Here is a 13,094-nt window from a genome sequence, read left to right as displayed (position 1 = left end):
TTTAGTCCCCCCGGTAGAGGTTATCTGCCTCTTCAAGCGGGCGGATCACACCAAAGTGGTGCTGCCACCCGATCTCTTTCTTACCTATGCAGATCGTGCAGACCCCAAGCGGCGGGGTACCCCGGAGCGCTATGGCTTCTGCATCCGTGATTGTAGGGTACTTGCTGATGGCCTTGAGGAGGTACCGGAGGCCCGTCCCCTGCACGGCATTGGTTTCGATGATATCGATCTTTGGGACAACGCTGCGGATGCATTCCCGGAATACCTCTTTTTCCGCCTGCGAAACCAGATCGGTCTTGGTGACTACGGCTGCATCGGCAAGGGCGATTAAGGGTGCCATTTTCAGGGGTGAGTTGCTACCAGATACGGCGGGAAGTACAGCTATGCCGAATGCCTGCGTAGTGTACGGAGTGCAGCGGAGGCAGAGCCCTGCACTCTCGACAATAAGGATACCGGCACCGATCCCTTCTGCCCAGGCGATTGCGTCCCTGAGTACCATGATGCCCATATGATCAGGGCAGAGATCGCCCGAGTAGACCTTGCGGGTCGGGATTTTGAATTCTTCAGCGAGTTCCTCGTCCTCGAATGCCTTTACCACATCGATCTTGAGATACGCAGGTTTGTCGGACTTTACGAATTTTTTTATGATCTGGCGGATGACCGCGGTCTTTCCGGCGCTTGGGGGGCCGGCAACGATTACGAGTTTCATGCGGCAACTACCTCCTTTTTGTGATTTGCAGGAATGATATCCGGTGTATCTACCCGGTCCCCGTTGCGGATCTTCTCCCTGAGATCCCACAGGTACGCGTCAATCTCTGCAACTGTACTGGTAACAACACGTTCGGATCCGTCAGGTTCAATCACCGCAGACACCGCTCCGTTCTTCATAACAATACGCCGGTCGGTGATGAGGGCGATATAGGGGTCGTGGGTGACAAAGATCACGGCTTTCTTATATTCCCGCAGGCAGGCAATGACCCGCTCCTTGTTGATCCCGGCGTTCTCCACCTCATCAAGAAGCAGGATCGGGGTCTGGCCGACAAGGATTGCATCTGCGATAAGGAGCGACCGGGTCTGGCCTCCCGAGAGCTCGGTCATCCGCATACCTTCGGCAATCTTTTCACCGGTAAATTCGTTCGCGAGTGCAATGGTGCGGGCCATCAGGCGGCCTGCCCCGGTATCCCGTGCCTGAATATGCAGCGCAAGGAAACGGGAGACCGAAAGGTCGGCAATCACCCGGGTGTTCTGGGAGATGAGCGCGATGGGCTTTTTTGCCGGGTCGCGCACGAGCTCTTCTGATGGCTCCTCCCCGTTTACGAGAATGGTTCGCCCGGTTACGGTATCCTCCTGTGCCAGTACCTCGATATCGTTGATGAATGCCGATTTGCCGGACCCCGTGGGCCCGACAATAGAGAGGGAATCTCCCGGGCGGATCACGATCCGGTCAAAGCCTTCCTGCTCCCCGTTCCGGTTGGTGCCGGGAAGCACGGTCAGTTCGTATGCCTTCTCGTTGTACATCGCATGATCATCTGCGGGATTCTTCAAATAGCTTTCCAATTTTACAAAAAAATTAACCTTATAGTAACAATTATAATCCTAAAAATACCACATAAAGGATAATATGTTCTCGAAACGGATATTTGAGATCGATTTCACTACGGCCCTCAACGAAGAACTGGAACGCAAGAACCTGACGGTAAAAGAGCTCGCGGAACTGACCGGTATCCCTGTTTCTACCCTGTACAAAGTGACGGTGGGGGAGCGGGATCCCCGCCTATCCACGGTAAAAAAGATCGTGTCTGTATTAGAACCGGAGCGCAACCGGTTTATCGCGGTGATTGCGGCAAAATTCCTGCTCGATTCTTTTACCACCCGGGAAGTGGAAGCCGGGGGGCAGAAATATGTCATACGGGGGTACTCCGCTCACTCCCTTGACGAATGCATTGTCGCTGCCGCCCGGGCGGAAAAGGACGGGGCATCGGGGATCATCTGCGCCCCGATCCTTGCAACGATGGTCGAGAAGATTGTCGATGTACCCGTGGGAATGCTCCGCCCCGAACTCTCCTGCGTGGATGAAGCTATCGACGCTGTACTCAGAAAGGTCGGATAAATCATGCCGGATGAGACCATCAGGATCGGCCATCTCTCCACCCTTTACCATACTGCGTTCCTGCTCCGCGGCTCGGATCTTCTTGCACAACGGGGTGTCCGTGCAACCTGGTCGCTCTTCCCCTCGGGGCCGGATATCATCAGTGCAATGCAGGCAGGGCGGCTTGACCTTGGGTATATCGGTATGCCACCGGTCATCATAGGGATCGACCGGGGGCTGGAACTTGCCTGTATCGCCGGCGGCCATATCGAAGGAACGGTCATGATTGCGGACAGTACGATCCGGACCCTTGATGAATGCGGCAGCATGCAGGCGTTCTTTTCCCAGCTTGCAGGAAAAGCGATCGGGACACCCCCGAAAGGCTCCATTCATGATGTGATCGTTACCGATCTGCTGGAAAAGAACAGGAGGCCGGACATCTCCGTGCGCAACTATCCCTGGGCAGACTTCCTCTCCGATGCACTCGTACAGAAGGAGATTGCCGCTGCCGCCGGTACCCCGGCGCTTGCAACAACTGCCCGGACGTACGGGAATGGCAGGATCGTGATCCCGCCGGACCGGCTCTGGCCGTTCAATCCCAGCTATGGCATCGTGGTGATGCGCAGGATGCTTAAAAATCGCGATCTCCTTACCCGGTTTTTAACCGCCCATGAGGCTGCATGCGAGTGGATCCGCAGTGACCCGGCTGCATGTGCACGGATCGTGGCAGGGACAACCGGGATGGTGGACCCAGGTTTTGTTCTTGAAACCTACCGGATCTCACCGAAATACTGCGCGGCGCTGCCGCCGGAGTATATCGCGTCCACCATGAAGTTCGCACAAACGCTTCATACCCTCGGGTATATTTCCCGCCTGATCCGCGAGGACGAGTGCTTTGAGCGGTCACTGATAGAAATCGTCCACCCGGGACCCCACCATTACGCTGACGGGATCGCAGACGCGTGATGTACACAGTTTCCCGGATTACGTGCCGGGTCATACCCTGAAAGGATTACGGGTTTCACTTCATCAGGCGGTATGCACCCCGGGGCACCCGGAGTGCGAACCGCGCCCCTTTCCGGTACTCCCCGGTCTCTGCGATTCCGATACGGGTAATGGCAAGGATCTCCCGGGTTAAAAAGAGTCCAAGGCCGGTATTTTTGCCAATGCCCCGGGAGAAGATCCGGCTCTTCTGGCTATCAGCGATGCCAATCCCATTATCCTCGAAAAAGAGGAGCAGGTCGGTTCCGTCTACTTCCCCGTACAGCCGGATCCTGGTGACACCTTCACCATACCGGAATGCATTGTCAAACAGGTTGTAGAAGACCTTCTCGAGCATCGGATCCGCATAGATCTCAAGGTCGCCGGTCTCGCAGGTAAATGAGATGGTATGGATAAACTGCGCATAGGCCCGTACCGCGGTATTTCCCACATGCTGCCAGACCGGGGCCTTGATACCGAGATCGTCATAGGTGCGGGTGAACTCAATCTGGCTGCGGATCGCAAGCAGGGCCTTTTCCTGTTTCTCAAGAAGGTCCCGGGTCGGATCATCGACCTCGCGGTCCCTGAGGAACCCGTTATAGGCCAAAAGCAGGGTAAGTGAATTTAGCACGTCGTGGCGGGTTACCCCGATAAGCAGGTTGAGCTTGACGTTTGCGATCCGGAGGGCATCGCCGATCTGCTGGACGCCGGTCAGATCCCGGATGGAGAGGATAAGCACGGATCTTTCTTTAAAAGAGAACCAGGCAAGCGCAATATCGGCGGGAAAGACCAGGCCGTCTTTTTTTCTGTGGTAGCGCAGGGCAACCCGGGGAACCCGTTGGTCGAGGACCTCCTTTGTCTTCTCCGGTTCAGCAGAGAGCTCCAGCAGCGTCATCCCGAGCATCTCACTGCGGGAATACCCGTATAAATCTTCTGCCGCCTGGTTGAGATCGATGATACGCCTTGTTTCCGCATCGGCGAGGAGGAGGGGGTCGTTTTTTGCCTCAAAGACCGTCCGGTACTTCTCCTCGCTTTCGTGGAGCTCACGGGTGGCTTCCTGCAATGCCAGCTCCGCTCTCTTGCGTGCAGTAATATCCTGGACAACCCCGATTACGCCAGTGATCGAACCTTCGTGGTCTTTTAAGGGGGAGGCAATTCCCCGCACCCAGATCGGGGTCTCCTTTTTCGCATTCAGCAGGACCGGGAGATCGGCAGTCTCCACTGTTTCCCCGGTACGTGCCTGTTCGATCATGGCAAGGATGCCGGTATTCTTGGACTGGGGGAAGATCTCGTCCAGCCGTTTTCCCATCACCCGCAAAGAAGGGATCCCGGTGAGGGTTTCCATAAACGGGTTCCAGAGCGTAATGCGCAGGGAAGAGTCCAGGGCTACAATGCCTTCACTGACGTCAGTGATGATGTTTTTGAGAAAGGTTTCGGAGGCGCGTACCATGCGATCTGTTTCCATCCTCCGCTGTTCGCTTGCGGCAAGCTCGTTGTAGTTCTGGCGGAGTTCCTCCTCGGTTGCCGTCAGCTGCTCGAATGCGGCAAAGAGCTCCTCATGATTTTTCTTCTGCCGCATCTCTGCCTCCTTACGCTCTGTGATCGGGCGGGTGGTAACCACCACGCCATCGACGTCTTCCTCTCCTATCAGGTTGGAGGCGATGGATTCGACCCAGATATACCTGCCGTCTGCTTTTTGTATCCGGAACTCGGAGGGCGTTCCCGGGTTTTTCTTTTTATAGACCAGGGCCAGATCGGATTGGATCCGGTCGCGATCTTCGGGATGGACAAAATCAAGAGGATTCCGCCCCTCCAGGGAACCGGGTGCATACCCGAGGATCTTTGCGGCTGAGGGAGAATCGTACGCGATCCTGCCCTGGTGATCCAGGATCCGGATAATGTCCGAGGCATTCTGGAAGAGCGCCCGGTACCGTGCCTCTGCCTTGCGGAGGGCTCCTTCGGCCCGCGATCGCCGGACAATCTGGCGGAGCTTCTCTGCGAGTTCGACAAACTGGGCCTTTGGGTTTCCCCCTTTCTGGAGATAAGAGTCGGCACCGCTGTTGATCGCTTCTATGACCACCTCTTCACGTCCCCTCCCGGTGAAAATGATTACCGGGGTGGTATCTCCTGCACCTCTGATGTGCTGCAAAAGGGTGATCCCGTTCATGCCGGGCATCTGGTAATCCGAGACGATCGCGTCGTACCTCCGGGTCTTAAGGATCTCAAGTGCCTCCTCTGCGGAGACGGCTGACGTTACGGCAAATTCCCCGGTGTTTTCAAGAAAGAGCCGGGTAAGATCGAGCAGGGCGGGTTCGTCGTCGATAGAAAGAACATGTATCACGAAAACATACACCCGATACGATCGGGTTGTCGTGCGCGTTATTAAACAGTTTCTTTTCCGGTGAAACATCCCCTCGCCCCCGGGGAGGAGAAACCACCTGTTGTAGCCGTGGAAAAAGGTTACCTGTGCGCCGGTCCTGCCGGCTCACTGGTGGGGACGATAGAGACCACACTGCCGGAAATCTTCTGCTCAAGGGCGGCCCTGAGCCGGTCGCATGTGGCCTGCACCTCGCCCATCCTGAGCCCGGGGTCAAATCCAAGAAAGATATCGATATAGATCTTGCTGCCTGACCTTCGGGAGCGGACCCCGTAGAACCCTTCGTACTCGGTAAAGAAGGCAGAAAGTTCGTGGAGGATGACGATCTGGAGTTCCTCTTCGAGTGTTTTATCGAAGAGATCGGGGAGTGAGGAGGAGATCTCCCGGAACCCTGCAATGAGGAGGAAGCCGATGATCACAAATGAGATCACCGGATCGATGTAGGTGGACCAGGAATAGCCGATCAGGGCAAACGAGAGCACCAGCGAGAGCAGGACTGCGATATCGGCAAATGACTTGGTCCGCCGAAGCCGCCACTGGGCCTCCATGATGGGCGAGGGATCAGAAAGGGAGATGCGGTAGTTTTTCTTCCAGAGGTACGTATCGATGATGGCAGAGATGACCATTAAGGGTATGGCGAGGTAGGCTCCTGCAGTCTGGAGGGGTTCGGGGACGAAGATGCGGTGGAATGCGGCAAAGAATATGATAATGATGGAGACCAGCATCACCACGCCGGTGGCACTCCGGGTGAACGTCTCGAATTTGCCCATCCCGTAATCGTATTTGAACTCACCTCCCTTCTTCATCTTGAGGAGGATGGCAAGCGCAAAGACCGTGGCAAGGATCTCGTTGCCATCCTTCATGACATCGGCAAAGAGAGTCACAGAACCAGAGAGGACGACCGCGGCGATCTCAGGCAGCCAGAGCCCGATGTCGCAGAGGAGGCTCAATACAACCGTCTTCTCTTTTGAAGCGGTGGCCCCCGGGGTCGTACTGATATCTCCCGCACCCTCACTCATAGGATCCCGGAGATGTTTGGGCCGGGAGGCTAAAAGGGAGATCGTTTTTTTCCGGGCGCGATGGTTGACTGCAAAAGGAATCGTAGTTATCGCCAGATTTATTAAAAATTCGCGCGATAACCTGTTTGTTTAACAGGTGACCAGAATGAGGAAATCTTACGTTATGGGGGCGCTGTGCTGCACCCTTATCCTTGCAGCCCTTGTAATTGCAGGATGCACGCAAAATGCCGCACCCGCCCCGGCCACACCGGCTGCCACGGCGGTTCCTGTGGCGACTACACCCGTTGCCAGCGTACCGGCAGCAACGGCCATTTCGACTACCTCCTCCATTGTACAGACCATGACACCAACACCCACCACTTCCGGCAATTCAGCAACCACGATTCCGGTGAACAGCTCATCGAACGGGGATATTCTGACCATCCCGGCCAGCAACCAGGTTCTTGTCACCCTCGCGGAGAACCCGACTACGGGATACCAGTGGAACGCCACGGTTTCAAAAGGCCTCTCCGTGGTCTCGGATACCTATGTTGCGCCGAACTCTTCCCTGATCGGGGCCGGCGGGTACCACGAGTGGCTCCTTGCGCCTGACACGGTGGGCACGTACACGTTCCAGGCGGTCTACATGCGTTCCTGGGAAGGTCCGTCATCCGCTGCCAACACCTTCAGCATCGTGATTGAGGCAACCTCGAAGTGAACGGGGCAGTAACCTTCTCTTTGGGAATTTGAGGGAATCTTCCCTGCTTTAATCCCAAAAAGCCAGGGCAGGGTACCTTCGCGAAAGGGAATCCAACAAACCCGATCTTTTTTCTTTTAATCTTCAGCTGCAAAATCAGGCTTTTTTCGGAACCATGGTTTCTCCCTGCACGAGCAAAGGGCCGGGCGACCGATTATGAGGTCGATCGGTCCGATCAATTTTTTAGCGGAGCAGCAAGTGGGGGGAGGGGGCTACCTATGATACTGCTGCAAGAGCGGCCGCCCCGACCAATTCCGGAATCGGTTGGTCCGGCCAATTTCAGAAACGATCGGACCGATCACCCCGTCTCGCCGGAACCTCCAGTGGAGGCACATGTTGCGATACTGGAAGTAAAGAGGTCACCCCGACCGATTTTGAAATCGATCGGACCGATCATTTTTTTTGCGGAACGCTACGTGGGGGGAGGGGGGTGACCAATTTTTTTGAGGGGGGATCCCCCTCACGATCTCTCCGGCACCCCCTCCGGTATTTTCTCTTCCACCGCTACGGCCTTCCCGTTCTTCCCATACCGGAATCCTCCCTCCGGCACCCGGATCTCAAAGCGTGCCCCCTTGCCAAACGTTCCGGTCTCCTCAATCGTAATCCCGGTGATCCCGAGGATCTCCCGGACTAAAAAGAGGCCCATTCCTTTGCGCTCGCCAATCTTCTTCTCGAAAATTGCGGCCTTCATGGCTTCGGGCACCCCGACTCCGTTATCCTCAACAATAACCTTCAGGCCGGAACCGTGTTGCTCTGCCCCGATGGTGATCCGTGTTGCCCGCTCACCGTGGCGTACCACGTTCTCGGCAAGATAGGTAAAGATCTTGGCCACCAGGGGATCGGCAAAGATCTCGACCTCATCGAGTGAGGGGGAGACGTGGATCCCCGGCCGGGAAGAGGTCGGGATCATCTCCCGCACCTGTTGCCACCGCGGCTCCTTGACCCCGACCTCCTGGTACTCCTTGGTGAACGCCACCTGTTTCTGTATATCGACAACGAGTCCCTTGATCTCCCGGTTCAACTGGTCGCGACCCTCGCCCGCCGGCATACCGTACGCCATATCCACCAGCCCCAAAAGGCCGGTGATGGTGTTGGTGATCTCGTGCCGGGTAAACTCGTTCATCATAAACAGCTTCCTGCTTGCAAGTGCAGCAGCCTGCTCGGCTCGTTTCCGGTCCGAGATATCCCGCACGATTGACTGGACGCACATCTCCCCCCCAATTTCCACGGCATTGAGCGACACCTCTGTATAAAAGGGTGTCCCGTCGCGCCGGGTATGTACCCATTCAAAAAAAAGCGGGATCCCTTCCAGCGCGGCCCGATCGTTTTCCCTGACCCGTTCCATGGACCTCGTACCATCGGGCTGGAACTCGGGAGAAAATTCCGCCGGGGAGTGTCCAAGGACCTCAGAGATATCGGAGCAGCCGAAAATGACCCGTGTCCGGGCATTGCAGCGGACAAACACGCCGTCCGAAACCACGAAAATGGCATCGTTTGCTGAATCAAACAGGGTCTTAAACTGCTCCGCGCTCTCCTTGAGGCTCCGCTCGCTCTCGATAAGGGTGGAATAATCATGCATAAGGATCTGTTCGTTTCCGGCAAGTTCGGCGTACGCAGCCTGGATCTCTTCCTGGTGCATCCTGAGTTCGTCGTAAGCCTTCCGGAGATCCTGCTCTGCCTGCTTTCTTTGCGTATTATCGATAAAGGTCTCAAGCAGGCAGGGTTTTCCGGAGAGCATGACCGTGGTAACGTACTTGATGATCGGTATGTGTTTTCCCTCTGCCGTGATAAGGATCTTCTCGGAATTGTCCACGGAATGGCCGAGATCGGTGATCGGGCATTTTCCTGTTTCGGCAGGGCAGACATACTTATGGCAGTTTTTCCCGACGATCTGTTCCCGCGGGAGCCCGATCATTTCGGCTGCCGCGGGATTGATATCCACAATCCCGTGGCTTACAGCATCGATCACGAGAATCCCCGCCTTAACCGAGGAAAATATCAGGTTGAGATAATCCCGGCTCTCCTCGAGGGCTCGTTCTGCCTTTCTCCGGCGCACAGCCTGCCTGATCTTATGGGCAAGCTCAGTGAACTGGGACATGGGTTCTCCTCCTTTCTGGAGGTAGAAATCGGCCCCGTTGTTGATCGCCTCGATCACCACTTCTTCCCGTCCCCGGCCGGTAAAAAGGATGAATGGAATCTCAGGAAACTGTTTTCTTACTTCCACAAGGAACGCAAGACCATCCATCTCCGGCATCTGGTAATCCGAGATGATGGCATCGTACGCGGTCTTTTCAAGGGTTACAAGTGCAGTCCGGGCCGAGGTTTCGGTATCAACGCAGACATCCCCGTTGTCCTCCAGGAACAGCTTCCCTATTTCGAGCAGTCCGGGTTCATCGTCCACGTACAGGACCGAAATACGGGGTTTTTCGACACCTGCGTCCATGAGAATGTGTATCCCGGGCTATGCTATATAAAAATATGGAGGGGGTAAAAATCCAAAATTTGCAGCCATCCCGATTTAACTACCGGAAAATACCGTTTTTTGGGTACCGGCACTGCTCCTTTAGAAAAAGCTTTCCAGCGTCTTTTGACCTGCCTTTGCCGAGTAGCGTTCGAGTGCCGCATCAACCCGTTCCGGGGCAAAGTCGTACCCGTCGCAAAGCATCTTTTTGATCCCCTCCACGCACGGGTGGCCCCACGCAAGCTCGTACTCCGTTGTCACCGGCGGCTTCAGGAAAAAGTCGGCCACTGGCGCCGGGTCAAAGCCCGGGCACTTCTCGGCGAGTTTTTGGGCAAACCCCCCGCTCTTTACAATCTTGAGTGCGGTCTTTGCCCCCACACCGGCCGCACCCGGGTTAAAATCGGTTCCGACCAGGATGCCGACTTCCACAAGCTGCTCCCGGGTCAGGGAGAGGCCGGAGAGCACTTCGGAAAGCACGAGGCGTTCGGGATTGACAGTTACGGCTCGGCCCCGGATCTTGCGCTTCCCGCTCACGGTAAGGTTGCGCATCAGGAGCGGTGCGCCAAAGAGCAGGGTATCGTAGTCCTGCGAGACTGCAAAGCGTGCATCGCCCCGCTGCACCATGAATGCCGCCTGCGCCTCGCCTTCTGAAGGAGCCTGCACGTACGGAATTCCCAGGAGATCGAGGAGCTCCTTTGAGGTTGCAATAATGGTTTCATCCACCCGGGTCGCTGACCGGGCCTGCCTGTATGCCTCCTCCTCATCGCCCCGCTCAACTGCCTCTTTGTACTTCTCCCCCGCCTCGTCACGGAGTTTCTTTCTCTCCGCGTTCGTTTCCTGCTTGAGCTCGGGCGGTTTCCCGTCAAAGACAAAGACCGGCTTTATCCCTTTTTCAAGGAAGTTGACCATCCGAAAAAGTATCCCCGAGAGATGGGAGGTGACCCGGCCTTTGGCGTCCATCAGCGGCGTTCCGTCCGGCTGTCGGATGATGGTTAAGAATTGGTAAAGCGTGTTGTTTGCATCAACCGCCGCCACCCCGGAGAGTCCCTCCCAGGTGACCGGGGTCTTGTAATCGGCAAGGATATCCCGTAGTGCTACACCCATGGCTTATCTCATCTCGTGGTTGTGCAGAAACCACACTTATTTGTAGGCCCTTTTCGTGAGCTCGCCGACCAGGTCGTCGAGGTGCGCCGAGGTTTTGTCGTACTTTTCGTTCATTGCCGTTGATATCTCCTCAAGGTTCGTGCGCAGCATCCGCTCCCGGGTAATCACGTTCTTCTCGAGGTTCCTCACCTTAATCTCAAGGGATAAAAAGAGCCCGCCAAGCGAGAGCATCATGAGCGCCGCGGCAATGGCAATAATGAGATCCTGCCAGAACCGGAGGATGAGAAAGAGGGTCGAGATGACCATGACGCCGGTAAGCACGATGTCGGGGAGATACTCGGGAATGTCCATGCTTTTAGATGATGAGAGCGCACATCATTAAGCTAACTATCCCCTTTCGCGGAGCACAGAAACACCATGGACACGACACTTGCCCGGCTCAAAGATGCCATGCCCCTCATAGTGATGCCGATATTCCTTATTATAGTCGAACTCGGCGCCCTTCTGCTCGCTGCCCCGGTCCAGTCTGCGGGCCTTGTTGCATTCCAGGATCCCGAGTCTGTGGCAAACCCGTTCATCTTCCTTGCGATGATCCTCGGCTTTACCATCGTCCTTTTGATCCTGATAAAATATGCCTTGAAGAAACTGATCGCGGCCATCATCGGGCTCTCGATCTTTTTTACCTTCTGCTTTGTCTTTGCGGCCCTTGTCTACGCTGCGGCAAACATTACGGTGTCGGGAACCGGTGCCTGGTGGGAAGACCTGGTGCCGGCAGTCCTTGTTTATTCGACAACCGCAAGCACGATTGCGGCAACAGCCCTTGTCCTTATCCTTGCCGCCCTTGCCACCCTGCTGCTGTACAAGTACCCCGAATGGTACGTGATTGACCTGCTGGGAATTCTCCTTGCCGCCGGTGTGGCCGCGATCTTCGGGGCGTCGCTTGATGTATGGCCAGTCGTTCTGCTCCTTGTGATCCTCGCGGTCTACGATGCGATCTCGGTGTACAAGACCAAGCACATGATCACCCTTGCCGAGGGTGTCATGGACTTAAAGACCCCGATCCTCTTTGTGATTCCAAAAAAACGCGACTACTCGTTTATTAAAGAGGGGATCGGGAAGATAGCTGATGGCGGGGAGCGTTCGGCGTTCATTATAGGGATGGGCGACCTCATTATGCCCTCGATCCTCGTTGTCTCCGCAGGGGTCTTTACCCATGGGACAAAATACTTCGGGATCCTCAATCTGCCAGTGCTCGGGGCGATCCTCGGCTCGATCTGCGGCCTTGTGGTCCTGCTTCACTTCGTGATGTCGGGTCGTCCGCAGGCCGGCCTGCCCCCGTTAAACGGCGGGACTATCGTCGGTTTTCTCATTGGCTGGGCTCTCATCGGCTTTGTGTGATTCTTCCCAGGCCTTGCGGTGTGAGAGGAGCTCGGCGAGCACCTCATCAACCCCGTTTTTTGTTTCCGTGGACATGGAGCGGTAACCCGCGGCGACCTTAATATCGGATTTGTTCGCGACGACAATCACCGGGACCCTAACCATGCCCTTTACCTCATCCAAAAGGCGCAGCTGCATCTCCATCGGGTACCCGCAGTGCTCCGACGGGTCGAGGATAAAGAGGATCACGCTTGCGACGTTCATCATCGCTGAGAGCGCCTGCCTCTCGATGGGGTTTCTTTCCTCTGCGGGACGGTCAAGGATGCCGGGCGTGTCCACGAACTGGATGCGGATCCGGCCCTCCTCGCGAAGCCCGACAATCACGCCTTTTGTCGTGAACGGGTAGGACGCGATCTCGGGCGTTGCCGATGAGACGAGCCGGATAAACGAGGACTTACCCACGTTGGGGTAGCCTGCGATCACAACCGTGAACGCGTCCTCGATATGGGGCAGTTTCCGAAGAGTGTTTCTGACTTCGTTTAAGAACAGCAGGTCCTTGTTGATCTGGTGGACCATGGAGGCGAGGCGGGCCACCGCACGCTTCCGGTATACCATGGTATCAGTGGCCTTTCTGGTCTGCACCGCAATCTCGTGGCCTACCATTTTGGTGTGTTTGGCCGCCCATCCGACCGCCCCAAGGGACTGCTTGATCTTATCTACCCCGTAGAGGATCTCGGCCATCTCCCGGTAAAAAGGAGGTATCTCTTCAAACTCAGGGAACCCCCGGATGATATAGACCAGCCGGTCATGGATTGCTGCACCGACCGCCCTTACAAACTCCTCGTTTGCCCGGTCCTTATTGAGCTTCTCTTTACGTTTCTTTGCTGCACGGCGAAAGCTCCGATCAAGGATCTCATCTGCAGTGGGCACTGTTGGCATCCGTTCGAATT

At 56.0% G+C, this 13,094-nt stretch carries 12 protein-coding genes; 4 read left to right on the top strand and 8 right to left on the bottom strand.

What is annotated here, in order from left to right; genetic code table 11:
- Position 1: 1 nt before the first annotated feature.
- Together MBOO_RS11020 and MBOO_RS11015 are read right to left on the bottom strand one after the other, a co-directional pair.
- A complete protein-coding gene (locus tag MBOO_RS11020; protein WP_012107686.1) occupies positions 2–709 on the bottom strand; it encodes a GTP-binding protein in 708 nt (235 codons plus the stop codon).
- Positions 706–1,518 carry an ATP-binding cassette domain-containing protein gene (locus MBOO_RS11015; protein ID WP_012107685.1) on the bottom strand — a complete coding sequence of 271 codons (813 nt, stop codon included), beginning with the start codon at positions 1,516–1,518 and terminating at the stop codon, positions 706–708. The genes MBOO_RS11020 and MBOO_RS11015 overlap by 4 nt, the downstream gene beginning before the upstream one ends.
- Before the next feature lie 103 nt (positions 1,519–1,621).
- On the opposite strand from MBOO_RS11015, the gene MBOO_RS11010 reads away from it, so the two are divergent.
- Both MBOO_RS11010 and MBOO_RS11005 read left to right on the top strand, forming a co-directional pair.
- Entirely contained in the window at positions 1,622–2,110 is a 489-nt protein-coding gene (locus tag MBOO_RS11010) for a helix-turn-helix domain-containing protein (protein WP_012107683.1), read from the top strand.
- A gap of 3 nt (positions 2,111–2,113) precedes the next feature.
- On the top strand, positions 2,114–3,055 hold the full coding sequence (locus MBOO_RS11005; protein ID WP_012107681.1) for an ABC transporter substrate-binding protein: 942 nt from the start codon (positions 2,114–2,116) through the stop codon (positions 3,053–3,055).
- A 55-nt stretch (positions 3,056–3,110) separates the two neighbouring features.
- Here the strand turns inward: MBOO_RS11005 and MBOO_RS13225 are convergent, their stop codons facing one another.
- Both MBOO_RS13225 and MBOO_RS10995 read right to left on the bottom strand, forming a co-directional pair.
- Positions 3,111–5,411 (bottom strand): hybrid sensor histidine kinase/response regulator, encoded by a 2,301-nt coding sequence (locus MBOO_RS13225; protein WP_198324433.1) that lies wholly within the window; start codon positions 5,409–5,411, stop codon positions 3,111–3,113.
- Between the two features lie 119 nt (positions 5,412–5,530).
- Positions 5,531–6,466, bottom strand: coding sequence for a cation diffusion facilitator family transporter (locus tag MBOO_RS10995; RefSeq protein WP_012107679.1), 936 nt, complete (start codon positions 6,464–6,466; stop codon positions 5,531–5,533).
- Positions 6,467–6,611: 145 nt separating this feature from the next.
- On the opposite strand from MBOO_RS10995, the gene MBOO_RS10990 reads away from it, so the two are divergent.
- Positions 6,612–7,163: a protease inhibitor I42 family protein gene (locus tag MBOO_RS10990; protein WP_012107678.1), complete on the top strand. Its 552-nt coding sequence runs from the start codon at positions 6,612–6,614 to the stop codon at positions 7,161–7,163.
- Between the two features lie 499 nt (positions 7,164–7,662).
- On the opposite strand, the gene MBOO_RS13220 is transcribed toward MBOO_RS10990, so the two are convergent.
- From MBOO_RS13220 to MBOO_RS10975, 3 genes are all read right to left on the bottom strand, one after another.
- Positions 7,663–9,645: a hybrid sensor histidine kinase/response regulator gene (locus MBOO_RS13220; protein ID WP_012107677.1), complete on the bottom strand. Its 1,983-nt coding sequence runs from the start codon at positions 9,643–9,645 to the stop codon at positions 7,663–7,665.
- A gap of 120 nt (positions 9,646–9,765) precedes the next feature.
- Positions 9,766–10,767 (bottom strand): flap endonuclease-1, encoded by a 1,002-nt coding sequence (gene fen / locus MBOO_RS10980; RefSeq protein WP_012107676.1) that lies wholly within the window; start codon positions 10,765–10,767, stop codon positions 9,766–9,768.
- Between the two features lie 36 nt (positions 10,768–10,803).
- The gene (locus MBOO_RS10975) at positions 10,804–11,118 is read right to left on the bottom strand and encodes a hypothetical protein (RefSeq protein WP_012107675.1); all 315 of its coding nucleotides are present in this window, start codon (positions 11,116–11,118) and stop codon (positions 10,804–10,806) included.
- 66 nt (positions 11,119–11,184) lie between these two features.
- Here MBOO_RS10975 and MBOO_RS10970 point away from each other — a divergent pair, with 66 nt between their 5' ends.
- Complete coding sequence (locus MBOO_RS10970) at positions 11,185–12,165, top strand: presenilin family intramembrane aspartyl protease PSH (RefSeq protein WP_012107674.1); 981 nt, start codon at positions 11,185–11,187, stop codon at positions 12,163–12,165.
- Here MBOO_RS10970 and MBOO_RS10965 read toward each other — a convergent pair.
- Positions 12,106–13,083 (bottom strand): NOG1 family protein, encoded by a 978-nt coding sequence (locus MBOO_RS10965; RefSeq protein ID WP_157677690.1) that lies wholly within the window; start codon positions 13,081–13,083, stop codon positions 12,106–12,108. The genes MBOO_RS10970 and MBOO_RS10965 overlap by 60 nt on opposite strands.
- Positions 13,084–13,094: the final 11 nt, after the last annotated feature.

Origin of the sequence: Methanoregula boonei 6A8, from assembly GCF_000017625.1 — an archaeon.
GTDB classification, from domain to species: Archaea; Halobacteriota; Methanomicrobia; order Methanomicrobiales; family Methanospirillaceae; genus Methanoregula; species Methanoregula boonei.
Note: the sequence above shows the minus strand (reverse complement) of the source record. Positions and strands in the feature narration are given on the sequence as shown.

Coding starts and splice junctions, on each gene's coding strand:
- MBOO_RS10970 (WP_012107674.1), top strand. CDS start 11,185: ATGGACACGACACTTGCCCGGCTCAAAGATGCCATGCCCCTCATAGTG.
- MBOO_RS11010 (WP_012107683.1), top strand. CDS start 1,622: ATGTTCTCGAAACGGATATTTGAGATCGATTTCACTACGGCCCTCAAC.
- MBOO_RS10975 (WP_012107675.1), bottom strand. CDS start 11,118: ATGGACATTCCCGAGTATCTCCCCGACATCGTGCTTACCGGCGTCATG.
- MBOO_RS10995 (WP_012107679.1), bottom strand. CDS start 6,466: ATGAGTGAGGGTGCGGGAGATATCAGTACGACCCCGGGGGCCACCGCT.
- MBOO_RS11015 (WP_012107685.1), bottom strand. CDS start 1,518: ATGTACAACGAGAAGGCATACGAACTGACCGTGCTTCCCGGCACCAAC.
- fen (WP_012107676.1), bottom strand. CDS start 10,767: ATGGGTGTAGCACTACGGGATATCCTTGCCGATTACAAGACCCCGGTC.
- MBOO_RS10990 (WP_012107678.1), top strand. CDS start 6,612: ATGAGGAAATCTTACGTTATGGGGGCGCTGTGCTGCACCCTTATCCTT.
- MBOO_RS11020 (WP_012107686.1), bottom strand. CDS start 709: ATGAAACTCGTAATCGTTGCCGGCCCCCCAAGCGCCGGAAAGACCGCG.
- MBOO_RS11005 (WP_012107681.1), top strand. CDS start 2,114: ATGCCGGATGAGACCATCAGGATCGGCCATCTCTCCACCCTTTACCAT.
- MBOO_RS13220 (WP_012107677.1), bottom strand. CDS start 9,645: ATGGACGCAGGTGTCGAAAAACCCCGTATTTCGGTCCTGTACGTGGAC.
- MBOO_RS10965 (WP_157677690.1), bottom strand. CDS start 13,083: ATGCCAACAGTGCCCACTGCAGATGAGATCCTTGATCGGAGCTTTCGC.